The sequence below is a fragment of the Pseudarthrobacter sp. LMD1-1-1.1 genome, from assembly GCF_040676255.1.
In the GTDB taxonomy this organism is placed as follows: Bacteria; Actinomycetota; Actinomycetes; order Actinomycetales; family Micrococcaceae; genus Arthrobacter.
Window position 1 is genome coordinate 509,278 of sequence record NZ_JBEGHP010000023.1, and the last position, 24,304, is coordinate 533,581.

23 protein-coding genes are annotated in these 24,304 nt (G+C 67.0%); 17 read left to right on the forward strand and 6 right to left on the reverse strand.

Annotated features, from left to right (window positions below):
* Positions 1–82 precede the first annotated feature (82 nt).
* Entirely contained in the window at positions 83–1,243 is a 1,161-nt protein-coding gene (locus MRBLMD1_RS15905) for a DUF4439 domain-containing protein (protein ID WP_364401298.1), read from the reverse strand.
* A 140-nt stretch (positions 1,244–1,383) separates the two neighbouring features.
* On the opposite strand from MRBLMD1_RS15905, the gene rimP reads away from it, so the two are divergent.
* The 5 genes from rimP to rbfA all read left to right on the forward strand — a co-directional run bounded on the left by rimP (position 1,384) and on the right by rbfA (position 7,375).
* Positions 1,384–1,995 (forward strand): ribosome maturation factor RimP, encoded by a 612-nt coding sequence (rimP, locus tag MRBLMD1_RS15910; RefSeq protein ID WP_364401301.1) that lies wholly within the window; start codon positions 1,384–1,386, stop codon positions 1,993–1,995.
* Positions 1,995–2,975, forward strand: coding sequence for a transcription termination factor NusA (gene nusA / locus MRBLMD1_RS15915; protein WP_159632360.1), 981 nt, complete (start codon positions 1,995–1,997; stop codon positions 2,973–2,975). The genes rimP and nusA overlap by 1 nt, the downstream gene beginning before the upstream one ends.
* A 194-nt stretch (positions 2,976–3,169) precedes the next feature.
* Positions 3,170–3,502, forward strand: coding sequence for a YlxR family protein (locus MRBLMD1_RS15920; RefSeq protein WP_346347087.1), 333 nt, complete (start codon positions 3,170–3,172; stop codon positions 3,500–3,502).
* A 152-nt stretch (positions 3,503–3,654) separates the two neighbouring features.
* Positions 3,655–6,573, forward strand: a complete 2,919-nt coding sequence (gene infB, locus MRBLMD1_RS15925; protein ID WP_364401304.1) for a translation initiation factor IF-2 — start codon at positions 3,655–3,657, stop codon at positions 6,571–6,573.
* A 292-nt stretch (positions 6,574–6,865) separates the two neighbouring features.
* Positions 6,866–7,375: a 30S ribosome-binding factor RbfA gene (gene rbfA, locus MRBLMD1_RS15930; protein ID WP_159632358.1), complete on the forward strand. Its 510-nt coding sequence runs from the start codon at positions 6,866–6,868 to the stop codon at positions 7,373–7,375.
* A gap of 83 nt (positions 7,376–7,458) precedes the next feature.
* Here rbfA and MRBLMD1_RS15935 read toward each other — a convergent pair whose 3' ends face one another.
* A complete protein-coding gene (locus tag MRBLMD1_RS15935; protein ID WP_364401308.1) occupies positions 7,459–8,586 on the reverse strand; it encodes a ScyD/ScyE family protein in 1,128 nt (375 codons plus the stop codon).
* A 173-nt stretch (positions 8,587–8,759) separates the two neighbouring features.
* Between MRBLMD1_RS15935 and MRBLMD1_RS15940 the strand changes: the two genes are divergently transcribed.
* Together MRBLMD1_RS15940 and trxA are read left to right on the forward strand one after the other, a co-directional pair.
* A complete protein-coding gene (locus MRBLMD1_RS15940; protein ID WP_364401311.1) occupies positions 8,760–9,263 on the forward strand; it encodes a nucleoside deaminase in 504 nt (167 codons plus the stop codon).
* A gap of 2 nt (positions 9,264–9,265) precedes the next feature.
* Positions 9,266–9,703 carry a thioredoxin gene (gene trxA, locus MRBLMD1_RS15945; RefSeq protein ID WP_159632355.1) on the forward strand — a complete coding sequence of 146 codons (438 nt, stop codon included), beginning with the start codon at positions 9,266–9,268 and terminating at the stop codon, positions 9,701–9,703.
* A gap of 18 nt (positions 9,704–9,721) precedes the next feature.
* On the opposite strand, the gene MRBLMD1_RS15950 is transcribed toward trxA, so the two are convergent.
* Positions 9,722–10,879 (reverse strand): pyridoxal phosphate-dependent aminotransferase, encoded by a 1,158-nt coding sequence (locus tag MRBLMD1_RS15950; protein WP_364401315.1) that lies wholly within the window; start codon positions 10,877–10,879, stop codon positions 9,722–9,724.
* 137 nt (positions 10,880–11,016) lie between these two features.
* Between MRBLMD1_RS15950 and truB the strand changes: the two genes are divergently transcribed.
* The 10 genes from truB (at position 11,017) to MRBLMD1_RS16000 (ending at position 21,071) form a co-directional block, all read left to right on the forward strand.
* Positions 11,017–11,982, forward strand: a complete 966-nt coding sequence (truB, locus tag MRBLMD1_RS15955; protein WP_364401318.1) for a tRNA pseudouridine(55) synthase TruB — start codon at positions 11,017–11,019, stop codon at positions 11,980–11,982.
* A 2-nt stretch (positions 11,983–11,984) separates the two neighbouring features.
* Positions 11,985–12,338: a hypothetical protein gene (locus MRBLMD1_RS15960; protein WP_159632352.1), complete on the forward strand. Its 354-nt coding sequence runs from the start codon at positions 11,985–11,987 to the stop codon at positions 12,336–12,338.
* Positions 12,339–12,357: 19 nt separating this feature from the next.
* Complete coding sequence (locus MRBLMD1_RS15965; protein WP_159632351.1) at positions 12,358–12,807, forward strand: hypothetical protein; 450 nt, start codon at positions 12,358–12,360, stop codon at positions 12,805–12,807.
* 99 nt (positions 12,808–12,906) lie between these two features.
* Positions 12,907–13,890, forward strand: a complete 984-nt coding sequence (locus tag MRBLMD1_RS15970; protein WP_275180325.1) for a bifunctional riboflavin kinase/FAD synthetase — start codon at positions 12,907–12,909, stop codon at positions 13,888–13,890.
* A gap of 36 nt (positions 13,891–13,926) precedes the next feature.
* Positions 13,927–14,781: a tryptophan 2,3-dioxygenase gene (gene kynA, locus MRBLMD1_RS15975; protein ID WP_224025592.1), complete on the forward strand. Its 855-nt coding sequence runs from the start codon at positions 13,927–13,929 to the stop codon at positions 14,779–14,781.
* Entirely contained in the window at positions 14,778–16,037 is a 1,260-nt protein-coding gene (locus MRBLMD1_RS15980) for a kynureninase (protein WP_364401323.1), read from the forward strand. Before kynA ends, MRBLMD1_RS15980 begins: the two co-directional genes overlap by 4 nt.
* Before the next feature lie 200 nt (positions 16,038–16,237).
* Positions 16,238–16,507, forward strand: coding sequence for a 30S ribosomal protein S15 (rpsO, locus tag MRBLMD1_RS15985; RefSeq protein WP_043452786.1), 270 nt, complete (start codon positions 16,238–16,240; stop codon positions 16,505–16,507).
* 242 nt (positions 16,508–16,749) lie between these two features.
* The gene (locus MRBLMD1_RS15990) at positions 16,750–19,011 is read left to right on the forward strand and encodes a polyribonucleotide nucleotidyltransferase (RefSeq protein WP_364401478.1); all 2,262 of its coding nucleotides are present in this window, start codon (positions 16,750–16,752) and stop codon (positions 19,009–19,011) included.
* 112 nt (positions 19,012–19,123) lie between these two features.
* Positions 19,124–20,467: a M16 family metallopeptidase gene (locus MRBLMD1_RS15995; protein ID WP_364401327.1), complete on the forward strand. Its 1,344-nt coding sequence runs from the start codon at positions 19,124–19,126 to the stop codon at positions 20,465–20,467.
* Between the two features lie 106 nt (positions 20,468–20,573).
* The gene (locus MRBLMD1_RS16000) at positions 20,574–21,071 is read left to right on the forward strand and encodes a DUF1579 family protein (RefSeq protein WP_275180322.1); all 498 of its coding nucleotides are present in this window, start codon (positions 20,574–20,576) and stop codon (positions 21,069–21,071) included.
* Positions 21,072–21,146: 75 nt separating this feature from the next.
* Here MRBLMD1_RS16000 and MRBLMD1_RS16005 read toward each other — a convergent pair whose 3' ends face one another.
* From MRBLMD1_RS16005 to moaA, 3 genes are all read right to left on the reverse strand, one after another.
* A complete protein-coding gene (locus MRBLMD1_RS16005; protein ID WP_364401331.1) occupies positions 21,147–22,721 on the reverse strand; it encodes an HNH endonuclease signature motif containing protein in 1,575 nt (524 codons plus the stop codon).
* A 91-nt stretch (positions 22,722–22,812) separates the two neighbouring features.
* Positions 22,813–23,079, reverse strand: coding sequence for a MoaD/ThiS family protein (locus tag MRBLMD1_RS16010; RefSeq protein WP_159632342.1), 267 nt, complete (start codon positions 23,077–23,079; stop codon positions 22,813–22,815).
* A 5-nt stretch (positions 23,080–23,084) separates the two neighbouring features.
* The gene (gene moaA, locus MRBLMD1_RS16015) at positions 23,085–24,212 is read right to left on the reverse strand and encodes a GTP 3',8-cyclase MoaA (RefSeq protein WP_364401335.1); all 1,128 of its coding nucleotides are present in this window, start codon (positions 24,210–24,212) and stop codon (positions 23,085–23,087) included.
* Positions 24,213–24,304 lie beyond the last annotated feature (92 nt).

The following is a 24,304-nucleotide window of genomic DNA, read 5'->3' on the forward strand; positions in this document are numbered from 1 at the left end:
CCCCGCCCGCCCAATGCCACCCTCCACAAGGCCTTCCTTCGGGACCGGATCCAGGGCGGGACGGCGGTCCGTTCAGCGGGGGTCAGGATGCGGCGGGCGACGGCGCCAGGCCGGTCCCGGCGGGAAGGGCAGGCAGTTGCCCGGTGTCCAGGAGCAGGCCCGGCACAGGCCCGGGGTCTGCTCCCCAGCGCAGGGCACGGCCTGCGGCGGAGCGAAGGGCTGCCAGGGCCCATGTCCGGTCCTGGCCCTGCGAGACGGCCACAACGTCGCCATACGAGGCCAGCGTTGCCGCCTCAAGTTTGCCCAGCCCGGCGGCCGGGGCAGCCAGGAAGCCCGGATCGAGGACGTACCCGGGCTGTTGCGGCACGGGGCCGCCGCAGGCCGCCCGGAGCCGTTCCGCCGCGGCCGCAGCCAGATCCTTGTGCACGCCCAGGAATTCCGACGCCGGACCGGCCTCGGCGGGAGCGAGGCGGGGGAGCGCCGCCTGGTAGCCGTAAACGGCCCGCTGCTCGGCGGAAACGGCCGCGGCCAGGGCCTGGCGCGTGCCGGGGGCAGTGCCTGGCGCCGCGCTGTCCTTGGCGGACGGGGCTGAGGCGGGCGGGGCTGAGGCCGGCGTGCCTGAAGGGGCCGGGGACAACATGGCCTGGACTGAAGGCGAGGGGCACGGGGAAGCGGCTGCTGCTGTCCCGGGCGCCTCGGCGTCGGGTCCTGGGGTTCCCTGCGGTGCGGGGACCCCGGCGGCAGCGGCAAGACGCCCGGCCGCGATGAGCTGCGCGGTGCCGGCACCCGCGAGAAGCCGTGCCATGCCGCCGTCGGCCGTTTCAGCGTCCCTGAGCCGGATGGTCCCGCTGGTGGCCAGGGCCTGGACCAGCTCCGCGGTGTTTCGTGGACCGGCGACGGACGCTGGTGATGCACCTGCCTGCGGCGATGCCTGGGGCGGGCCGGCCGCAGGCACGGTCGGGGCACCGGTCACGGAGGCGGCGCCCGGGGACATCAACGCCCTGGCCTGAATGGTCAGCAAGGTCACAACAGGGTCCACAGCGGTGGAATCCGCGGCGCCCGCGGAAGCGAGCTCCATTCCGGCGGCCCGCAGATCGAGGGCCGCACTGAACGCTGCCGCCCGGGCGCGCTCAGAAAACGGAGGCTCGGCAGGGGCAGGTTTTTCCGCGGGAATCAGGGCGAAACCGAGGCTCAGGACAACCAAGGCAGCAAGCGCGAAGACGGCAAATCGGATCGGGCGCATGCGGGGGGCGGTGTCCTGGCGGCGGTCTTTCACAACAGACCATGGTGTCACGCTGAGGGGGCACCCCGGTGCACCACTGGACCGGTAAAATAGCTACGCTAGTAAACACCACATCATCTATAGGGAGGGCGGCCGGCATCGTGAGCAATGCAGAAGCCACGGCTTCACCAGACCATACCGGTACGGGAAGCGGATCCGCGCCGGCCCACAATCCCGAAGCTGCCAGGCTCCGGGCCCTCCTGGAACCCGCGGTCCAGGCCAACCGCCTGTACCTCGAGGATGTTGCCATCATCCCCGGCTCCCACCGGGTGGTCCACGTTGTGGTGGACCTGCCGCAGGAGGAGACCGGCGGAGTCAGCCTTGACGTCATCGCGGACATCTCCCGGGTGCTCTCTGACGTGCTGGACAACGACCCCAACGACGACGGGCGGCCCTACGACCTCGAGGTGTCCTCACCCGGCGTCGGGCGTCCCCTGACCGAACCCCGGCACTGGCACCGCGCCCGCGGCCGGATGGTCAAGGTCAACGTCATCCAGGGCGAAAACGTCACCGGCCGCATCCACGCCGTGGACAGTGGGGGAGTGACGGTTATCCCCGAGGTGCCCGTCAAGAAGGGCATGAAGCCCCGGCAGGGTGACCCGGTAAAACTTCCTTTCGACAGGATCCGCAACGGAAAAGTCGAGATCGAATTCAGCCACCTCCCGGAGGACGGTCTGGAACCTGAACACAATGGACCTTCCGAGGAGGCCTGATGGATATTGACATGAGCGCACTGAGACTTTTGGAGCGTGAGCGTGAAATCCCGCTGGACCTCCTGATCCCCACCATCGAGCAGGCGCTCCTGGTGGCCTACCACAAGTCACCCGGCGCCTTCGAAAAAGCCCGCGCCGAACTGGACCGCAAGAGCGGCCACGTCACCATCTGGGCTGTCGAGATTGACGACGACGGCGCGCCCATCGGTGAATTCGAGCACACCCCGGAGGGGTTCGGCCGCATCGCTGCCAGCACCGCACGGCAGATCATCCTGCAGCGGCTCCGCGACGTTGAGGACGACAACGTCCTGGGCGAATTCAAGGGCCGCGAAGGCGAACTGGTGTCCGGCACCATCCAGCAGGGCAACAACCCGCACATGATCCAGGTCAACCTGGGGTCAATCGAGGCTCTCCTGCCGCCGCCCGAGCAGGTTCCCGGTGAAAAGTACATCCACGGCAACCGGCTGCGCGCCCTGGTCATCGATGTGCACCGCGGCACCAAGGGACCGTCCGTCACGCTGTCCCGGTCACACCCGGGCCTGGTCCGGAAGCTCTTCGAACTCGAAGTGCCGGAGATCGCCGACCACTCCGTGGAAATCGTGGCGCTGGCCCGCGAAGCCGGGCACCGCACCAAGATCGCCGTCAAGGCGAACACCCCGGGTATCAACGCCAAGGGTGCCTGCATCGGTGAAATGGGCTCCCGCGTCCGGGCCGTCATGACCGAGCTGAACGACGAAAAGATCGACATCGTCGATTTCAGCGAGAACCCGGCCACGTTCATTGCCAGTGCCCTGTCGCCGTCGCGCGTGAATTCGGTCACCATCACGGACGAGGCCACACGCTCCGCCCGGGTGGTGGTCCCGGACTACCAGCTGTCCCTGGCCATCGGCAAGGAAGGCCAGAACGCCCGCCTGGCGGCCAAGCTGACCGGGTGGCGCATCGACATCGTCTCCGACGCCGCGGGCAACCGCGATAAGTGAGGTCCGGGCAGGGTGGCTGCTGCACCGCAACAGCCACCCGGTTTCGGGCAGAACGGCCCGGAGGGGCTAGAATAGATAAGACCGCGCCTAACGGCCGGTAGCCGTGTGCCTTGGGCGTGCTCGTTTCCGTGACTGCGGAAACGGTAAAACCTGCGGCCAGCAGAAAGAACGTCAGGACGATGACCGTGGCAGAAATGCTTTCCACCGGGAATCAGCCCCAACGTACCTGCATCGGCTGCCGGAAGAAGGGTCCGCGGTCGCAGTTGCTCCGGCTCGTCGCCGAAGGCAGCGGGTCAACCGCTGTCCTGGTGGATGAACGACGCCGGATGGCTGGCCGGGGTGCATGGCTGCACCCCAGCGCATCGTGCCTGGCTCTGGCGATCAAGCGGCGAGCATTCGGGCGTGCCCTTCAGGGCGCAACCGGGACCGCCGCTGTCGAACACCGGATCACGTCAGGCCCGAACGTTGACGCCGCCCCGGTGGCTGCAACACCAACCGTCCAACCTGAAAGCGGGTCAGAAATCTGATGGAAACCCGATGAGTTCCCAGCGATGAGTGCGTAACGATGACAACTTTGTTGCGCTCTGCAATGGGCCCCTTCGCATCAACAGCGGCTGGGGTCCGCAGTAAGAAGTAGACGGTTCGTGCCTGGCTCGGTGCGGACCGAGACAGGAGAAATGTGGCCAAGGTCCGCGTACATGAGCTCGCCAAAGAGCTCGGTATAACTTCCAAAGATGCAGTGACAAAACTGCAGGAACTGGGCGAATTCGTTCGCTCCGCCTCGTCAACTATCGAGGCCCCCGTTGTGCGTAAACTGCGCAACGCCTTCCCCGACGCTGCCGCAAAGTCGGCGGCTCCGGCCGCAGCGCCCGCCGCTGCCCCCAAGGCGCCCGCTCCCGCAGCAGGCAACCGTCCTTCAGCCCCGGCTCCCGGCCCGGCTGCGCCCAAGGCTCCGGCCCCCAAGGCTGAGGCCCCGGCTCCGGCCGCCCCCGCCGAGCCCGATGCCAAGGAAGCTGCACCGGCAGCGCCGGCTCCCGCCGCGCCTGCCGCCCCCGCAGCACCGTCTGCGGGTGCTCCTTCCACGGGTGCCAAGCCCGGTGCCCGCCCGGCCCCCAAGGCCGAGACCCCGGCTCCCTCCGCCCGTCCGGGTGGATCCACACCGGGTGCCTCCGGCCCCCGTCCCGGCGGACCCCGTCCGGGCAACAACCCCTTCGCCACTTCCCAGGGCATGCCCCGGGGCCGCGGCGGAGACGGTGAGCGCGCCCCGCGCCCCGGCAACAACCCGTTTGCCACCTCGCAGGGCATGCCCCGTCCCGGCGGCAGCCGCACCGACGGCGACCGTCCAGGTGGCCCGCGCCCCGCAGCAGGTGCAGGCGGACCGCGTCCCGGTGGGCCGCGTCCCGCAGCCGGTGCCGGTGGGCCCCGCCCCGCCGCAGGTGCAGGCGGACCCCGTCCGGGTGCACCGCGTCCCGGTGGTCCCCGTCCCACGCCCGGCATGATGCCCAACCGCACTGAGCGTCCCGCACCCGCAGGTGCAGGCCGTCCCGGCGGCGGCCGCGGTCCCGGACGCCCCGGTGGCGCTCCCGGCACCGGTGGTCCCGGTGGCGGTGGCGGTGCTCCCGCCGGCGGCGGTTTCGGCAAGGGCGGCCGCGGCCGCGGCGGTACCCAGGGTGCCTTCGGCAAGGGCGGCGCAGGCCGTGGCAAGCAGCGCAAGTCCAAGCGCGCCAAGCGCCAGGAACTTGAGCAGATGAGTGCCCCGTCGCTGGGTGGCGTGAGCGTACCCCGCGGCGACGGCAACACTGTCATCCGGCTTCGCCGCGGCTCGTCCATCACGGACTTCGCCGACAAGATCGAGGCAAACCCCGCCGCACTGGTCACCGTGCTGTTCCACCTCGGTGAAATGGCCACGGCCACCCAGTCGCTGGACGAAGAGACCTTCGCCCTGCTCGGCGAGGAACTGGGCTACAAGCTCCAGGTTGTCTCGCCGGAGGACGAGGAGCGCGAGCTGCTCTCCGGCTTCGACATCGACTTCGACGCTGAGCTCGAAGCCGAAGGCGACGAAGACCTTGAGGCACGTCCTCCAGTAGTCACCGTCATGGGCCACGTCGACCACGGTAAGACCCGACTGCTCGATGCCATCCGCAAGTCCGACGTCATGGCCGGCGAACACGGCGGCATCACCCAGCACATCGGTGCCTACCAGGTCACGCACAACCATGAAGGCACCGACCGCAAGATCACCTTCATCGATACCCCGGGCCACGAGGCGTTCACCGCCATGCGTGCCCGTGGTGCCAAGGTCACCGACATCGCCATCCTGGTGGTCGCAGCGGATGACGGCGTCATGCCGCAGACCGTTGAGGCCCTCAACCACGCCCAGGCGGCCAATGTGCCGATCGTCGTGGCCGTGAACAAGATCGACAAGGAAGGCGCCAACCCGGACAAGGTCCGCGGCCAGCTGACCGAGTACGGCCTGGTTCCCGAGGAATACGGTGGCGACACCATGTTCGTCGAGGTCTCTGCCCGCCAGAACCTCAACATCGACGAGCTGCTCGAGGCCGTCCTGCTCACCGCGGACGCTGCCCTGGACATGCGCGCCAACCCGAACAAGGACGCCCGCGGCATCGCGATCGAAGCCAACCTGGACAAGGGCCGCGGTGCTGTTGCCACCGTCCTGGTCCAGTCCGGTACCCTGCGCGTCGGCGACACCATCGTGGCAGGCACGGCCCACGGCCGCGTCCGTGCGATGTTCGACGACGACGGCAGCGCCCTGACCGAGGCCGGCCCGTCCCGCCCCGTCCAGGTGCTGGGTCTGTCCAACGTGCCGCGCGCCGGCGACACCTTCTTCGTGACCGCTGACGAGCGCACCGCCCGCCAGATCGCCGAGAAGCGTGAAGCAGCCGACCGCAACGCCGCCCTGGCCAAGCGCCGCAAGCGCATCAGCCTGGAAGACTTCGACCAGGCCGTCGCCGAAGGCAAGATCGACACCCTCAACCTCATCCTCAAGGGTGACGTGTCCGGTGCCGTGGAAGCCCTCGAAGACGCGCTGCTCAAGATCGACGTCGGCGAAGGCGTGCAGCTGCGCGTCATCCACCGCGGTGTGGGTGCCATCACGCAGAACGACGTCAACCTGGCAACGGTCGACTCCGCCGTCATCATCGGCTTCAACGTCAAGCCCGCCGAGCGGGTTGCCGAACTGGCAGACCGCGAAGGCGTCGACATGCGCTTCTACTCCGTCATCTACGCAGCAATCGATGACATCGAAGCAGCGCTCAAGGGCATGCTCAAGCCGGAATACGAAGAATTCCAGCTCGGCACCGCCGAGGTCCGCGAAGTCTTCCGCTCCTCCAAGTTCGGAAACATCGCCGGCTCGATCGTCCGCTCGGGCATCATCCGCCGCAACACCAAGGCGCGCGTCAGCCGCGACGGCAAGATCATCGGCGACAACCTCACCATCGAGACGCTCAAGCGCTTCAAGGACGACGCCACCGAGGTCCGCACGGACTTCGAATGTGGTATCGGTCTTGGGTCGTACAACGACATCACCGAAGGCGACATCATCGAGACCTTCGAGATGCGCGAGAAGCCGCGCGTCTAGTCTGGTTCTGCCTGCGGGCGACTCAGCAGTGCAAAGGTGCGGGGCCGTTGGATTCTTCCGGCGGCCCCGCCCCTTCGCTGGGTGGCCTACGTCTTACGACGTCGGCCACCCAGCTCCGGCAGGCCCGATGCCACTCCCTGGCCGCCGGAAAAATCCAACGCAGGTCCGTCGTGCACTCGCCACAGCGCGGGGCAGCCGGCCCCAGGTGCGTGGCAGATAACTGAAACGTCCGATCGCGGCCCCCGTGCCGCCGTCGTACGTCCCTAATTTTTTCTTCTTATAGGAGTTGTTCATGGCTGATCCGGCACGTGCTGCCAAGTTGGCGCAGCGGATTAAGGTTGTTGTTGCTGAGGCTCTGGGCCGGAAGGTCAAGGATCCCCGGCTGGAGGGCATTACTGTTACTGATGCCCGCGTGACCAATGATCTGCAGCACGCCACTGTTTACTACACCGTCTTTGGCGACCAGGCTGTCCAGGCCGACGCTGCCAAGGGGCTTGAGAAGGCCAAGGGCGTGCTCCGGCAGGAGGTGGGCCGGAACATCACCGTCCGCCTGACCCCCACCCTTGAGTTTGTGGCTGACCAGATTCCGGTGGTCGCGTCCAACCTCGAAGAACTGCTCCGCGAGGCCAAGAGGCGCGACGCCGAGGTGGCCGCCCTTGCCGCCAACGCGCGGCACGCAGGCGACGCCGACCCCTACAAGTCCGATGCGTCCGCCGACGTGGACATCGACGAGGACGACTTCGACGAAGAGGACCTGGACCTCACCGACGACGAGGACCTCGACGAGGACGGCCACAAGTAAAGACGCACACCAGGGCCCGGGAACGTATCCCGGGCCCTGAGGCATTTAATCCCCCCGCGCCCTGCCGGCGCGGCAGGCTGCCGCTACCGGAGGTCGGCCTTGATGACCTTGCCCGCAGGCGGCTGCGACGGGTCACCCAGGGCGTCGATGGTGGCGTAGAGCGTATGGCCGCTGATGTCGACATCGGCGGGCATGTTCACCGCCAGGAACTGGGAGCGGTCCCCGTCACAGGTGAACTTCAGGATCTCGCCGCCGAACAGCGATGCAACATAGACATCACCGTTGCCTGCTACCGCCAGGCCCGTGGGGCTGAGGATGTCCTCTGCCCAGAGGTCGGTGTCGCCGTTCCACGGATTGATCCTGAAAATGGCACCGCGGGCCCCGAGTTCAGGTCCTTCCGGGCCGCCCGGCAGGGACGTCACATACAGCATCCCGTCAGGTCCGATCCCCACATCCGTGGGAACCGGCTCAAACGCATACTCATGGCCTACCACACACGCGGGCACCTCCACCGTGTTTCCCATCATGTCCGTGGGAATCCGCAGGCCCGCCGGAACCACGGCCGGCCGCGGCGGCAGCACGGCGACAGTGTCGATGTCACCGTTCTTCAGGTTCACCTTGAGCACGGCGTTCATGCCTGCATCCGCAACATAGGCAGTGTTGTCGCGCACCGCCAGCGCATATGGATGGGAATCCACGATGCCCTTATAGCTGGGGGGCGGGAACTGCGGCCACGCCGCGAGGCACTGGGCGCTGACGTCGTCGCCGAATCCGTAGTGCTGGTCACCGTCGGGGTTGTGGCTCCGCTCGTAATCGGCAAAGTCGGCGATGGTCTCAACATCGCCCCGGGCGTCAATGGACTTCAGGTACCCGTGCAGCCCTGCGGGGTCGCCCTGGCCGGCGCCCACGCTTTCAAGGAAGTACGTCGTGCTGCCGCGGGTGTCGGCCCCGGCCACCTCCCAGCCCTGGGGAGTGTCCGTGGAAAGGTCCTCCGTGGACCCGTCCCGGTCGATCCGGGTGAGCTTTCCGGCAAAATCCTGGGACACCAGGACCGATTTTCCGGGTCCGGCAGTGACATGCAGCGGCGAGACGAAGCCTCCTGCAACCACATCGTAATCCGGTGTCTTGGCGGAAGCGGCGGCAGGGCCTGCGGACGCGATGGCAGCGGCCGAGGCCGCCGTACAGGCTAAGAGTGCGAGTCTTTTGTTCATTGGGTACTCCGGGGTGCGGGCCCTTGCGGGCTGGATGTGGAGCCTCCGCGGAGGCAAAATGGATCCCCCGGGCGCAAGCGTAGGCCCGTACCGGCTGGTAGTGGTTGGGGGCATCTCCCCTTTTTGGCCCCCTTTCCATCCCCCTCCGGGGCGCCCGTGGCTAGGATCGTGCTATGACCTCCGCGGACCAAGGCAACAGCCCTTCCATCGACCCTGAGTTGAGCCAATACCTTGGGCAGGCCGTGGACCTGGCCACGCGGAACGTCGGCGAGGGCGGCGGCCCCTTCGGAGCGGTGGTGGTGACCCTCGACGGGCGCGTCCACGCCGGGGTCAACCGGGTGACCCGGGACAACGATCCCACCGCCCACGCCGAGGTGGTGGCCATCCGGGCCGCGGCGGCAGCGACGGTGAATTTCGACCTCACCGGCTCAGTCCTCTACGCAAGCTGTGAGCCGTGCCCCATGTGCCTGGCATCGGCCCTGTGGGCCAGGATCAGCCACGTCTACTTCGCCGCCGACCGGCACGGGGCAGCGGCTGCAGGCTTTGATGACGCGCTCTTCTACGACTACTTCAACGGCGCCGCGCCGGAGCTGATGCCGGTGACCAGGGGTGACATCCCGACGTCGGACCTCCCCTTCCAGACGTGGCGCGCCTTTGACAGCAGGAAGGAATACTAGCCATGGAACCCACACTCGTCAGCTGCCCCAGCTGCGGGAAGACCAACCGCGTGCCCGCACAGGCTGCCGGCCACCCCCGTTGCGGCAACTGCAAGGCAGACCTGCCGTGGATCGTGTCCGCGGGCGATGGTGACTTCGCTGCCGTGGCGGAGCAGTCCCCAGTTCCGGTGCTGGTGGATTTTTGGGCGGCCTGGTGCGGACCCTGCCGCATGGTCAGCCCCGTCCTGGACAAGCTGGCCCGTGAACGGCCGGGGAAGATCAAGCTGGTGAAGGTGGACGTGGACAAGTCGCCCGGCCTGTCGCGGCGGTTCGACGTGCAGGCCATCCCCACCCTGATGGTGCTCGTGGACGGCAAGGTCGCGGCACGCCAGGCAGGCGCCGCGCCGGCAGAGGCGCTCCGGTCCTGGCTGGACAAAGCGTTGGCCGGCGCCCGCAGCTGATACTGCCTGGCCCGGGTTTTACCGGCCGGCGGCAGGAAGCCGGGACAGTCCTTCCAACAGATCCTGCTTCCGGCCGCACAGCGCGATCCGGACCCACCCCTCGCCGATGGATCCAAACGCAGTTCCGGGAGCCAGCGCCACCCCGGAGTCGGCCAGGAACTGCCGGACCCAGCTCCGCACATCGCCGCCGGTCACATGGGACATGTCCGCCCACAGATAGAACGCGCCCTGCGCCGGCAGGTAGCGGATGCCCTTCGCCGCCAGGACCGCGGACGCCGCATCCCGGTTGTCCCGATAGTGCTGGTGCGCGTGCCGCACATAGTCCTGCGGCCCGGTGAGGGCTGCGAGCGCGGCGTACTGCGGGGCGGACGCCACGCAGGAGACGATCGATTCCATGACGTTGTCCATCTGCTGCTCCAGCCCCGGCGGGCAGATGAGCGCGCCGATCCGCAGGCCCGTCAGGCCGTAGGTCTTGGACAGCGTCAATGAGGTGAACACCCGCGCATCCTCCGCCGTACCGCCGTCGAACCTTGCCGGGCTGACATGCGGGACATCGTAGGTGAACGCCTCGTAGCACTCGTCCGAGATGACCCAGATGTCATGCCTGCGGGCCAGCTCCACCAGCTCACGGACCAGGTCTTCACTGAGCACGGCGCCCAGCGGGTTGGACGGGGAGTTGAGTACCAGGACCCGGGTGCGGCTGGTGATGAGGGCTTCCACGTCCGCGACCCGGGGCTGGAAGCCGTGGTCCGGGTGCAGGGGATAGCCGACGGGAACGGCGTTCAGCAGCCGGCTGGTCATGGCGAAGGTGGGGTAGCCCGGGTTCGGGATCAGGATCTCGTCGCCGGGGGAGAGCAGCAGGCTCATGGCGAAGTGCAGGCCCTGCTGGGCGCCGGACACCACGTATATCCGCTCCGCGCCGACGTCCACGCCCTGTTCCTCCCGGAACCTGGCGGCGAACGCTTCCCGGAGGGCCGGGATCCCGGCGTTGGGCGTGTAGTTGGTTTCATCGCGGTCCAGGCAGGCGATGCCGGCGTCCAGGACGTGGCGGGGGAGGGGGAAGCCCGGCTCCCCGATGCTGAGCACCACGGCGCCGGGAGTGCGCCAGGCGGCCTCGGTAATTTCGCGGATCTGGTTGACGGGCACGTCGCGGACATGGGCGGCAAGCTCAGGCATGCCAGCCATCCTAGCCGTCCCCTGCCCCGCCTCCGCCCGCCCCGGTGACGTGGCCGTCGTGGTGGGCTGCCGCCGTCGTCCGCTCCCGGCCGGTACCCTGCACATGCGCCCCAACCTGCGCCCATATACTGGGAGGCGTGCTTTCTGGACTGGTGATAGTGGACAAGCCGCAGGGATGGACCAGCCATGATGTGGTTGGCCGGATGCGGCGCCTCGCAGGGACCCGGAAAGTGGGGCATGCAGGAACCCTCGATCCCATGGCCACCGGTGTCCTGGTGCTGGGCATCAACAAAGCCACCCGGCTGCTGACCTACATCGTGGGCACTTCGAAGACCTACACCGCCACCATCCGCCTGGGCCAGTCCACGGTGACCGACGACGCGGAGGGCGACGTCACGGCCACCACGAGCGCGGCCGGCATCACCGACCAGCAGATTCACGACGGCGTCGCGGAGCTGACGGGCGACATCCAGCAGGTGCCCAGCAGCGTCAGCGCGATCAAGGTCAACGGCGAACGCGCCTACGCCCGCGTGCGGTCCGGCGAGGACGTCAAGCTCGCCGCGCGCCCCGTGACCATCCACCGGTTCGACGTGCATGGCATCCGCAGGGACGCGGCAGCGGACGTGGTGGACCTGGACGTGACGGTGGAATGCTCCTCCGGCACGTACATCCGCGCCCTCGCCCGGGACCTGGGCAACGCCCTCGGCGTCGGCGGCCACCTCACCTCGCTCCGCCGGACCCAGGTGGGGCCCTACTCGCTGGACCAGGCGCGGACCCTCGAACAGCTCGCCGATGAGCTCAATGTCCTGGACATGTCCCTCGCCGCCAGGGCGCTGATGCCCAACCGAGAACTCACCGCCGAAGAAACCGCAGAGATCTCCTTCGGCCGGCGGATCGCGGCCGGTGCTGCAGCCGGGACGCCCGGCGCCGCCACGGTGGAGCACCCTGCCGCGGCCTTCGCTCCCGACGGCACCCTGGTGGCCCTTCTCGCCGACGCGGGAAGCTACGCCAAACCGGTCCTGGTCTTCGCCCCCGGCACCGGGCCTGGCGCCGGGGCCGGACCTGGCGACGGTGCGGCAACAACCTCCGCAGCGGAGGCATAGGCGTGGACGCGTACTTTTGGATCATCCTGGTGGTCGGCCTGGTATCCACCCTGCTGTGCCTGGGCGCCGGGATCCTGAAGAAGGCACCCAACGACGTCACCATCCTGTCCGTCGTGGCCGTCGAAGTGGCCCTGGTGGTCTACCTGGTGGGGTCGATCGTCCGCGTGATCGCCGGCGAACCGATCGCAGGGGAAGCCTGGGAGTTCTGGGGCTACATGGCCACCGCGATGCTCCTGCCACCCGCCGCCATCTACTGGTCCATCCTGGAGCGCACGCGGTGGAGCAACTTTGTCCTGGCCGCCGTCGGCGTCACGGCGCTGGTGATGGCAGCCCGAATGAACCAGATCTGGTACTGAAGTGGAAGAAGCAGCAGAAATGAAAGACCAGCAGGCCCAGCCCGCCACCGGAGAAACCGTCCGCAACACCCGCAATACCGGGCCCGGGCGCCTCCTGATCGCGGTGTACGGGGTGTTCGCCATCTCGGCCACCGCCCGCGCCGGCTACCAGATCCTCACCAAGTTCTCCGAGGCACCCCTGGCCTACCTGCTCTCCGCCTTTGCCGCCCTGGTCTACATCCTGGCCACCGTGTCACTGGCCAAGGCCGGAACCACATGGTTCAAGGTTTCGGTTGCGGCGGTGCTGGTGGAACTTGCCGGCGTCCTGGTGGTGGGGACCCTGAGCATCCTGGACTCCGTGCAGTTCCCGCATGAGACCGTCTGGTCGCTGTTTGGCCGCGGCTACGGTTTCATCCCGCTGCTGCTGCCCATCCTGGGGCTGGTGTGGCTTTACCGGCGCCGGCCCTCACAGGCGAAGACTGCGCAGTGACGGGCAAAGCTGCACAGTGAATCCGGGTAATCTTGAAGAGTTCCGCGGCCGGAAGGGTCCCGGAACGTTGATGCTTTCAGGCAGCTTAAGGCGAGGGTGATGGTTTACATCTGGAACGATCCGTCCGATGTCCCGGCGGACTTCGGCCCATCTGTTGTCACTTTCGGCAACTTCGACGGCGTTCACCGAGGCCACCAGCAGGTGCTGTCCCAGCTGATCCGGTCGGCCCGCCTCTCCCATGCCAAGGCAGTGGCCGTCACGTTCGACCCCCACCCCGCGGTGATCCACCGGCCGGAGGCTGCACCGGAGCTCATCATGGGCCTGGATGACAAGCTGGAGGCGCTGGGCGAGCTGGGCCTGGACGCGATCCTGGTGGTCAAGTACTCCCTGGACCTCGCCAGCCTCACGGCCGAAGAGTTCGTGGAGCAGTACCTGGTGGACTGCCTGCACGCCAGCCACGTGGTCATCGGCCATGATGCCCGGTTCGGCCGCGGCAACTCCGGCGACCTGGACACCATGAAGGCGCTCGGCGAAAAATTTGGCTTCGAAGTTCAGGTGATCAGCGAATTCGGGGCCGAAGGCTACCCGCTGCATGACGACGACGGCACGGACCGCCGCTGTTCCTCCACCTGGGTGCGCGAAGCGCTGCAGGCCGGAGACGTCACCACCGCTGCCTCGGTCCTGGGCCGGCCGCACCGGATGCGCGGCGAAGTGGTCCACGGCGCCGCCCGCGGCAGGGCGCTGGGGTTCCCCACGGCGAACCTTGCCTCCAACGCCACAGGACTGATTCCCGCCGACGGCATTTACGCCGGATGGCTGGTGGACCAGGCCGGCAAGCGCTGGCCCGCGGCCATCTCCGTGGGGTCCAACCCCACGTTCGACGGCGTCAGCCGCCAGGTCGAGGCGCACGTCATCGACAGGCCCAAGGAAGCCGTGGAGGACTTCGATCTGTACGGCCAGACAGTGATCGTTGAATTCGTGGAGCGGCTTCGCGGCATGGTGGCCTACCGTGGCCCTGAGGCACTGGTGGAACAAATGCGGCTGGACGTGGCCCAGGCCCACCAGCTCCTGGGCGGCCGCTGACAGTACGGCCCGGGTGACAACAACGAAAGGCAGGACGTGTCCGTCGAGAAGAACACCCGCAAGCTGGATAAGGGGATTGTCCGCGACTTCAGCTCACGGATGAGCTACGCCTCCTACCTGCAGCTCCCCACCCTGCTCAGTGCCCAGCAGCCGGTCAGCCAGCCCGAACACCACGACGAACTGCTGTTCATCATCCAGCACCAGACCACGGAGCTGTGGCTGAAACTGGTCCTGCATGAACTGCGCAGCGCCGCTGCCTGGCTCCGCGAAGACGACCTCGGTTCGGCGCTCAAGGGCATCGCCCGGGTCAAGCACATCCAGAAGACCCTCACCGAACAGTGGTCCGTGCTGGCCACCCTGACACCCACCGAGTATTCGCAGTTCCGGGGCTTCCTGGGCAACTCGTCAGGGTTCCAGTCCGCACAATACCGGGCCGTCGAATTCGTCCTGGGAAACAAGAACCGCAAGATGCTGCCGGTCTTCGAATCCGATCCTGAGGCCCACGCAATGCTCGAGGAACTGCTTGCTGCTCCCAGCATCTACGACGAGTTCCTGGCCTACCTCTCCCGGCAGGGCTTCGACGTCCCACCCGCAGTCCTGGACAGGGACGTGACCCGCGCCCATGAGTTCACCCCGGAGCTGGTACCGCTCTTCAAGCACATCTACGAGAATGCCGCAGACAACTGGGCGGCCTACGAGGCCTGCGAGGAACTGGTGGACCTGGAGGACAACTTCCAGCTCTGGCGGTTCCGGCACCTGCGCACCGTCCAGCGGACCATCGGCATGAAGACCGGCACCGGCGGATCCAGCGGTGTGACTTTCCTGCAGAAGGCCCTGGAACTGACATTCTTCCCGGAATTATTCGCCGTCAGGACGGAGATCGGACAATGAGCATCCACGAAGAAGACACCGCCGGCGGGGCAGCAGGGACGCTCCGGCAGCGCGCCGAAGAGCTGGACCGGAAAGACGCCCTGGCGCACTACCGGGACCACTTCATCGGCACGGACATACCCTTGTCCTACCTGGACGGCAACTCGCTCGGCAGGCCGCTGAAGCGCACGGCGGACGACGTCGCCTCCTTCATCCGCGACGACTGGGGCGGCCGGCTGATCCGCGGCTGGGACGAACAGTGGCTCGCCATGCCGCAGGCCGTCGGCGACCAGCTGGGCCGTGCCGTCCTGGGTGCGGCGCCGGGGCAGACCATCATCGCCGACTCCACCACCGTTGTGCTGTACAAGCTGATCCGGGCAGCCCTCGCCGCCGTGGCGGACCCGGACCGGAACGAGCTGGTGCTGGATACCGAGAACTTTCCCACCGACCGCTACCTGGTGGAAGGCATCGCCCTCGAGGAAGGCCTGACCCTCCGCTGGATTGAACCGGACCCCGCCGCAGGGGTGACCCTCGAGCAGGTGCGCCAGGCCACCGGGCCGCGCACCGCCGTCGTCCTCCTCAGCCAGATCGCCTACCGCTCAGGCCACCTCGCTGACCTGCCCGGCATCACCAAAGCAGTGCACGACGCCGGCGCCCTGGTGGTGTGGGACCTGTGCCATTCGGCGGGGTCGGTGGAGATCGACCTGGACGGCGCGGACGTGGACTTCGCCGCGGGCTGCACCTACAAATACCTCAACGGAGGCCCCGGCTCCCCGGCGTTCGCCTACGTCAACGCGCGGCACCTGCCCGCACTGAACCAGCCGATCTGGGGCTGGATGGGCCGCAAAGACGCTTTCGAAATGGCGGCCGGCTACCAGCCGGCATCCGGCATCCGCGGATTCCTCAGCGGCACTCCCGCGATCTTCGGCATGATCGCCATGCAGGGAACCCTGGACCTCATCGAAGAGGCCGGCATGGCCGCCATCCGGTCGAAGTCCGAAGACCTTACCGCCTTCGCCGTTGAGGTCTTCGATGCGTGGCTGGCACCCCTGGGAGCCGAGCTGGCCACGCCACGGAATCCGGGGGAGCGGGGCGGCCACATCACGGTGGACCACGCTGGGTTCACCAAGGCCACCGTCGAGGCCCTGTGGGACGGCGATGTCATCCCCGACTTCCGCTCGCCGCACGGCATCCGGGTGGGCCTGTCACCCCTGAGCACCAGCTTTGCCGAAGTGCTTCACGGCATGGCCGCCATCCGGGACAGGCTGCAGGGCTGACCACAGCGGTGATCCCGCCGCAGGTGTTTCGACAAGGTTAGGCCCGGGCCGGTAAACTGGGCGATGGATCCGGCTGCAGTCCGTGGCGGCTGGTTCCTGTTGGTGGCGGCCCCTTCCGGATTACCGGGGCGGACGAACACGGCAGACCCGGCAGTGAGTTACTGACCTGGGCCCTCACGGCACATTCCCAAGGAGTTATTGTGGCACTTGACGCCGCTGTAAAGCAGTCCATCATCAAGGAATACGCAACCGCCGAAGGCGACACCGGTTCACCGGAGGTCCAGGTTGCCGTCCTGACCCAGCGGATCAAGGATCTGACTGAGCACATGAAGGAGCACAAGCACGACTACCACACCCAGCGCGGTCTGCTGGCCATGGTTGGTCGCCGCAAGCGCATGCTGAGCTACCTCAAGAAGACTGACATCGCCCGCTACCGTTCGCTCATCGAGCGCCTCGGCCTGCGCCGCTAGTCTGGCTTTGGGGCGGCCCTTTCCATCCGGAACGGGCCGCCTTCTTCAAATGAAAAACTAAACAGGAGGATCAACCGCATCACGCATTCGCGGTCCTCGGTAGTGATCCCCGGGAACGGCTTCGTTGACTGAAGCCGGCGGCCCGTGGGTCTCGATCGATGACCGGGTGCAGGGCCAGTAGACAGATGCTGGCCAGGTTGATGCGGCTGGACTTCCGTAAAAAAGAAACGGAGGTGACTCTCTTGGAGGGTCCCGAAATCCAGTTCTCGGAAGCAGTCATTGACAATGGCCGTTTCGGCAAGCGCGTAATCCGCTTCGAAACCGGCCGGCTTGCCAAGCAGGCAGCCGGCGCGGCCATGGTGTACATCGACGATGACACCGCGCTGCTGTCCGCAACCACCGCCGGCAAGCACCCGCGTGAAGGCTTCGACTTCTTCCCGCTGACCGTCGACGTCGAAGAGCGCATGTACGCTGCCGGCCGTATCCCGGGCTCATTCTTCCGCCGCGAAGGCCGCCCGTCCACCGAAGCCATCCTGGCCTGCCGCCTGATGGACCGCCCGCTGCGCCCCGCCTTCATCAAGGGCCTGCGCAACGAGGTCCAGATCGTGGTCACCGTTCTGGCCATCAACCCGGACGAGCTCTACGACGTGGTGGCCATCAACGCCTCCTCCATGTCCACGCAGCTGTCCGGCCTGCCGTTCTCCGGCCCCATCGGCGGCGTCCGCGTTGCCCTGGTGAACGACGAAAACGGCTCCCAGTGGGTTGCTTTCCCCAAGCACTCCCAGCTCGAGAACTCCGTGTTCAACATGGTGGTTGCCGGCCGCGTTGCCGGTGACGACGTTGCCATCATGATGGTCGAGGCCGAAGCCACGGACAACTCCTGGAACCTCATCAAGGAACAGGGCGCCACCGCCCCCACCGAAGAGGTTGTGGCCGAGGGCCTGGAGGCTGCCAAGCCGTTCATCAAGGCCCTGTGCGACGCCCAGGCTGACCTGGCCGCCCGCGCTGCCAAGCCCACGGTCGAGTTCCCGGTCTTCCTGGACTACGAGGACGACGCCTACGCTGCCGTCGAGTCCGCTGCCGCCGACAAGCTCGCCGCCGTCTTCCAGATCGCCGACAAGCAGGAACGCGACAACGCTTCCGACGCACTCAAGGACGAAGTCCTCGCCAACCTGGCAGGCCAGTTCGAAGGCCGCGAGAAGGAACTGTCCGCAGCCTTCCGCTCGGTCACCAAGCACGTTGTTCGCCAGCGCATCCTCAAGGACCAGATCCGCATCGACGGCCGTGGCCTGACGGACATCCGCCAGCTCACCGCGGAGGTTGAGGTTCTGCCCCGCGTTCACGGTTCGGCCATCTTCGAGCGCGGCGAGACCCAGATCATGGGTGTCACTACGCTGAACATGCTCAAGATGGAACAGCAGATCGACTCGCTGTCTCCCGTCACCCGCAAGCGCTACATGCACAACTACAACTTCCCGCCGTACTCCACCGGTGAGACCGGCCGCGTGGGCTCGCCCAAGCGCCGCGAAATCGGCCACGGCGCCCTGGCAGAGCGTGCCATTGTGCCCGTGCTGCCGTCCCGCGAGGAATTCCCCTACGCCATCCGCCAGGTATCCGAGGCCCTCGGCTCCAACGGTTCGACGTCGATGGGTTCCGTCTGCGCCTCCACCCTGTCCCTGCTGAACGCCGGTGTGCCCCTGAAGGCCGCCGTCGCCGGCATCGCCATGGGCCTGGTGTCCGACGAGGTTGACGGCCAGACCCGCTACGCGGCGCTGACCGACATCCTCGGCGCCGAAGACGCCTTCGGTGACATGGACTTCAAGGTTGCCGGTACCTCTGAGTTCGTCACGGCCATCCAGCTGGACACCAAGCTCGACGGCATCCCCGCTTCGGTGCTGGCCGCAGCGCTGAAGCAGGCCCGCGAAGCCCGCCTGCACATCCTCGAGGTCCTCAACTCGGCCATTGACACCCCGGACGAGCTCTCCGAGTTCGCACCGCGCGTCATCGCCGTCAAGATCCCCGTGGACAAAATCGGCGAGGTCATCGGCCCCAAGGGCAAGATGATCAACCAGATCCAGGAGGACACCGGCGCCGACATCTCCATCGAGGACGACGGCACGGTCTACATTGGCGCCACGAACGGTCCGTCTGCAGACGCAGCACGTTCCGCCATCAACGCCATCGCCAACCCGCAGGTCCCCGAGATCGGCGAGCGTTACCTGGGTACGGTCGTCAAGACCACCACCTTCGGTGCCTTCGTGTCGCTGACCCCGGGCAAGGACGGCCTCCTGCACATCTCCGAGCTCCGCAAGCTGGCCAACGGCAAGCGCGTGGACAACGTCGACGACGTTGTTTCGGTGGGCCAGAAGGTCCAGGTGGAAATCACCAAGATCGATGACCGCGGCAAGCTCTCGCTCGCCCCGGTGGTTGCCGAGGAAGAAGGCGCGGAGGTAGACACCGAACGCGCCCACACCACGGAGCCCGCTGAAGGCGCTGAGGTCTAACAGCCCGGGCTTCCCGGCATAAGCACGAATCGGCGGGACCGGTGGATGATCCACCGGTCCCGCCGCTGTTACGATGGCAGCCAGATCCGGCTGCCCGTCCTGAAAGGCATCAATGACTGTTGTACCCCTGCCGCTTGAGCAGAACCACGCCGGCGACACCCTGGTCCACGGCTCCGACGGTGGGTCCGAGGTCCGGCGTTCAGTGCTGCCAGGGGGAGTGCGGGTACTGACGGAGGCGATGCCGGGCCAGCGGTCGGCCACCATCGGGTTCTGGGTGGGTGTGGGGTCCCGGGACGAGGCGCCCGGCCAGCACGGGTCCACCCACTTCCTGGAGCACCTGCTGTTCAAAGGCACCAGGCGCCGCACGGCCCTGGAAATCGCCTCTGCCTTTGATGAGGTGGGCGGCGAATCAAACGCGGCAACAGCCAAGGAAAGCACCTGCTACTTTGCCCGCGTCCTGGACTCCGACCTCCCCATGGCCATCGACGTCATTGCGGACATGATCACCGGCGCCGTGCTGGATCCTGACGAGATGGAGCAGGAACGGGATGTCATCCTGGAGGAAATCGCAATGGACAGCGATGACCCCACGGATGTGGCGCACGAGCACTTCGTCGCCGCGGTCCTCGGCAGCCACCCCCTTGGACGGCCGATTGGCGGCACCCCGGCCGCCATCAAGGCCGTGGCCCGCGATTCAGTGTGGGAGCACTACCGCCGGTACTACAAGCCTGAAGAACTGGTGATCACCGCCGCGGGCGGCCTGGACCACGACATGGTGTGCGGACTGGTGGTGGATGCCCTGCAGACCGCCGGTTGGTCCCTCAAAGCCGACGCCGCGCCGGTGCAGCGTCGTTCCACCGACCGTGCCCTGATCACGGGAACTGCCGGCCTGCATGTGGTCAAGCGCGCCGTGGAGCAGGCAAACATCATCATGGGATGCCCCACGATCGTTGCCACCGACGAACGGCGCTACGTCATGAGCGTCCTGAACGCGGTCCTGGGCGGAGGCATGTCTTCCCGGCTGTTCCAGGAGGTCCGCGAGAAGCGTGGACTGGTTTACTCCACCTACTCCTTTGCGTCGTCCTATGCCGACGCCGGCTACTTTGGAATGTACGCGGGCTGTACCCCGTCGAAGGTGCGCCAGGTGGTGGACCTGCTGGGTATTGAGCTCGACAAGCTCGCCGAACACGGAATTTCCGACGACGAACTCCGCAAAGCCGTGGGGCAACTCGGCGGCGGAATTGTCCTGGCACTGGAGGACACCGGCTCCCGGATGTCCCGGCTGGGCCGCGCCGAGCTGGTGTCCGGTGAATACCAGGACATCGATGAAACCCTGCGGCTGATCAAAGCCGTCACCACCGAACAGGTCCAGGAACTTGCAGCCGAACTTGCTGCCGCGCCGCGGACCATCACGGTAGTAGGTCCCTTCCACGAGACCGAGACCTTCGGGCTGTAGCCAACCGGCTGCATACGGCACAGAGGCTGGCGGCGCCACGCAGAAGAGTCCATCCTGAGGTGCAGGGGGTTCATGTCTGCAGGCGGGGCGATGGGCGGTGCACGAAATGGAGCAAGGGCATCCTGCCCTGTCCGGCCTTCTGGGCCACTGGCGGGGCCAAACCCACGTCGCTGCAGGCCCATGGGGGCCCGAACGCAGTGTCGACGCCGAGGTGACCTACAGCCGGGTGGCCGCGGGACTGGGCGTCGTGCAGAGCTACCGCCACGTCGAACCGGACGGCAGCCATTTTGAAGGCCACGGCATCTTCACTGTCGATCCGGTCCACAACGACGTGCTCTGGTATTACGTGGACAGTACTGGCGTGCCGCCCGGTACTGCCGCGCGCTGTACCTGGCGCCACGGCGTCCTCCGCGTTGATCGTCCCAGCGACGCCGGATGGACCCGCCACTCCCTCCTGCTCCGTGACGGTGTCCTGACCCACGTCACCGAGTTGCGCTCAGTTGCCAGGGACGACGACGGCGGCACAGCAGGTGGGGAAGCCGCTGCGGATGGACGAAGCCCGGCCTACAGGCCGTTTATGCGCTCGGTCTTCCGCCGGGACTGAGGTGCTTCGACTGGCTTGAACTGCTCGCCGGGGTGTCGAGGGCCCACAGTGTGAAGGGGGAGCGCTTGAGGTCCACTATGGCCAGGACTGCATCTTGTTCCAACAGTCCTTCAATGGGTCTGGCGGCAGCATGAAAGGGCGCGAGTAGAACTCATCCCACAGGGGGTCGTCGAGGGGGATCGCTTCTGGCGTAAGAAACTTTTCCTGCGGGTCTGTGCCCAGCAATGCACTTTCCTCATAGGGAAACGCATTTAAGAGTCCCACTCCTGGCGGCCAGTGGGTTGGTTCTGCATCCTGATGCTCTGGGTTGTAATGGCGTCCGGTGGGTGAGGTCCAGCCGGGTGGTTCATTCTTGTTGGCCGGATCTGGTGTCCATTGGCTGTGATGTTTGAGCCGGTGGTGCTTAGGGCAGAGCTGTGCCAAGTTACTGATTCCCGTGGTGCCGCCGTGTTCCCACGCTTGTAGGTGGTCGGTGTCGTTGTCGGGGGTGCGGTTGGTGCAGCCGGGGAACGTGCACTTGGCGTCGCGCAGCCTGATCCAGCGTTTGATGGTTTCGGTGAGCCGGTAGTTCTTCCTGCCGATTTCCAGGGGTGCCCCGTCCCTGGGGTCGACGAGGACCCGGTAGAACGAGTCAGCCCCGTCGGCGACAAGTTTGCGGGCCATGGAGGCCGGAATCGGCCCGAAACCATCGAGCATTGCGGGTTCGTCGGTTTGGCCGAGCAGGGAGAATACTGGCACCGTCACCAGGACGTCTGCCCGCGGGGCGGGGACCTGCCCGACCTCCGTGGATTTGCCGGTCTGTGTGGTGTTCCCAGTGCCGAGGAGCAGTGATGCGGCGATGTCGGGGCGGAGCTGGGTGAGGGTGCGGGGTTCGTCGGGGCCTTGGAGTCCGCGGGCGGTGGCGGTGGTCCGGTTCCAGACGGCGCAGGCGGTGTCGCCGGGGAGGTAGAGCGAGACCCAGGCCATGCCATCGCGGTCGGGGGTGAATTCCATCCGCCGGTCAGCCACTCCCTTTGCGTGGCGTTTCTCGATCGACTCGGGGTGGTGGCGTTCCCGCCAACCACGGACCTTCGCCCGGAACCGGGACGGAACGAGGTCGCCGGGGGCCGCGCCGCGGGCGGGCTGGGGTGCGTCGGGGTCGAAGAAATGCGCAACCAACGCAACAGCACCAGCCCCATCGAGGCCTTCGGTTTCGTCCGCGACAATCCGGGCGTGCTGCCACGACATGTCCCCGGCGGACAGTGCATCGAACACCAGCGGCAGGGAACAAATCCGCCGCGACTGCTCCACGAACACCCCAGCTGCGGCAGAGCTGAGGGTCAGGACCCCGGCGATCTCCTCCACCGTCGACATCTGCGCGTAGGTGCGGTCCTGGACCGAAGCATCCGGCGGCGTCATCGCCTCCTGCAGTTCAACGGCCCGCGCAGCCTGCCGGGACTTTACCGCGGCGAGCTGCGCCTCCAGCCGGGCCATCAGCCCCAAGCCTTCCAGGCACAGCTCGTACCGGTGCTGCAGCACGTCAATATCGCCAGCCGCAGCTTTCAGCGCTGAATGTTCGAGGTTCCGGTCTTCAAGAGCGAGAGCATCAAGGGCAGCAACAGAGGTATGAACACCCTCCAACACCGCCCCAAGACCACCGCTGATTCCCATACCCACATCATCCAGCGTGGGTCTGACAATCAAGCCCCTACCGCGAAACCCCGACAGTCAAAACCGTCATGGCTCCAGCAGCCCTAAGCGCCTAGCCCCCGGCGAAGGGCGGCAGCACGTCCACGACGTCGCCGGGGCCAAGGACGGTTGCCTGGTCCCGCACGGCCACCTCATTGAGCAGGAAGCTGCTCCGCGAAAGAAGCCGGGGAAGCGGCGGAGTGCCCGCCGGAGGCTCCGCGCGCTCCACGGCGGCGATGGCTGCCAGCAGGTCCGCTACCGTGGCGCCCTCGGGCAGCTGGAACTTTTCTTCCTCGAAGCCGGCTGCAGCGCGCGCGGCAGCAAAATAGCGTACAAGCATCTATGTCAGCCCCCGATGGCGCTCATGCTGCGGTCCGGCTGGACGAAGTCCGCAGCGTCAAGTCCCACGTGGTCCATGCCGTGGGCCTTTGGTTTGATCCACATGGCGTCCTGCCACCGCTGCGCCAGTTCCGCATCGGAGGCGCCCGCGCGCAGCAGGCCCAGCAGGTCGAACTCCTCGCGTGAGAACAGGCAGCTCATGATCTTGCCCTCGGCAGTAATCCTGGTGCGGCGGCAGTCGGCGCAGAACGGTTCGGTGACGGAGGCAATGATGCCCACTGTTCCCAAAACCGGGCTGTCGGTATCAGCGGAACCCGCCACCCGCCGTCGTACTTCAAACCGCTCCGCGGGAGCGCCGTCACGCGCCCGGGGATCCGGGGTGAGGACGTAGTCCCGGGACAGCAGTCCGCGGATTTCGGCGGCGGTGATCATGTTGCGCCGCGTCCAGCCATGGTCGGCATCGAGCGGCATCTGTTCAATGAACCGCAGTTCGTACCCGCGCTCCAACGCCCACGCCAGCAGCTGCGGCGACTCGGCGTCGTTGATGCCCCGCATCAGGACCGCGTTCAGTTTGACCGGGCCAAGGCCGGCAGCCCAAGCAGCGTCGACGCCGGCCAGGACCTGGTTGAGGAATGGGCGCCGGGTCAGCTTGGTGAACGTCTCTTCATGCAGCGAGTCCAACGACACGTTGATGCGGGTCAGCCCGGCGTCCTTGAGCGCCGCCGCCTTCTTTGCCAGGCCGACGCCGTTGGTGGTCATGGAGATCGGCAGGTCCGGGTGGTTGGCCCGCAGGGCCGCGATGATGTCCACCAGGTCATGCCGGACCAAAGGCTCACCTCCGGTCAGCCGCAGTTCCCGGACGCCCAGCTGCTGCACGCCGACCTTGACGATCCGCACGATTTCCCCGGCGGACATCACCGCCTGCTTGGCGAGCCATTCCAGGCCTTCCGCCGGCATGCAGTAGGTGCAGCGGAGGTTGCACTTGTCCGTCAGGGACAGCCTCATGTCCGTGGCGCGGCGGCCATACCGGTCCGCCAGTCCCGCCGGCGCATCCGCGGGCCGTCGTGCGGGGACGCCGGGCAGCGCCGATGCTGCTTCCTCCCGCGGCTGCGGCATGCCTAGCTGGACACTCATGAATTCAGGCTACGCCACGTTGCGCCGCGCATCACACCTGTGACCGGGAGACGGAAGCACCTGGCGCATCCGGGGACATCATCCACGCGGGG

Coding starts and splice junctions, on each gene's coding strand:
- MRBLMD1_RS15905 (WP_364401298.1), bottom strand. CDS start 1,243: ATGCGCCCGATCCGATTTGCCGTCTTCGCGCTTGCTGCCTTGGTTGTC.
- MRBLMD1_RS15970 (WP_275180325.1), top strand. CDS start 12,907: ATGGTTTACATCTGGAACGATCCGTCCGATGTCCCGGCGGACTTCGGC.
- MRBLMD1_RS16005 (WP_364401331.1), bottom strand. CDS start 22,721: ATGGGAATCAGCGGTGGTCTTGGGGCGGTGTTGGAGGGTGTTCATACC.
- MRBLMD1_RS15940 (WP_364401311.1), top strand. CDS start 8,760: ATGACCTCCGCGGACCAAGGCAACAGCCCTTCCATCGACCCTGAGTTG.
- MRBLMD1_RS15920 (WP_346347087.1), top strand. CDS start 3,170: ATGCTTTCCACCGGGAATCAGCCCCAACGTACCTGCATCGGCTGCCGG.
- MRBLMD1_RS15995 (WP_364401327.1), top strand. CDS start 19,124: ATGACTGTTGTACCCCTGCCGCTTGAGCAGAACCACGCCGGCGACACC.
- rbfA (WP_159632358.1), top strand. CDS start 6,866: ATGGCTGATCCGGCACGTGCTGCCAAGTTGGCGCAGCGGATTAAGGTT.
- MRBLMD1_RS15935 (WP_364401308.1), bottom strand. CDS start 8,586: ATGAACAAAAGACTCGCACTCTTAGCCTGTACGGCGGCCTCGGCCGCT.
- MRBLMD1_RS16000 (WP_275180322.1), top strand. CDS start 20,574: ATGGAGCAAGGGCATCCTGCCCTGTCCGGCCTTCTGGGCCACTGGCGG.
- MRBLMD1_RS15980 (WP_364401323.1), top strand. CDS start 14,778: ATGAGCATCCACGAAGAAGACACCGCCGGCGGGGCAGCAGGGACGCTC.
- MRBLMD1_RS15950 (WP_364401315.1), bottom strand. CDS start 10,879: ATGCCTGAGCTTGCCGCCCATGTCCGCGACGTGCCCGTCAACCAGATC.
- nusA (WP_159632360.1), top strand. CDS start 1,995: ATGGATATTGACATGAGCGCACTGAGACTTTTGGAGCGTGAGCGTGAA.
- trxA (WP_159632355.1), top strand. CDS start 9,266: ATGGAACCCACACTCGTCAGCTGCCCCAGCTGCGGGAAGACCAACCGC.
- MRBLMD1_RS15965 (WP_159632351.1), top strand. CDS start 12,358: ATGAAAGACCAGCAGGCCCAGCCCGCCACCGGAGAAACCGTCCGCAAC.
- MRBLMD1_RS16010 (WP_159632342.1), bottom strand. CDS start 23,079: ATGCTTGTACGCTATTTTGCTGCCGCGCGCGCTGCAGCCGGCTTCGAG.
- moaA (WP_364401335.1), bottom strand. CDS start 24,212: ATGAGTGTCCAGCTAGGCATGCCGCAGCCGCGGGAGGAAGCAGCATCG.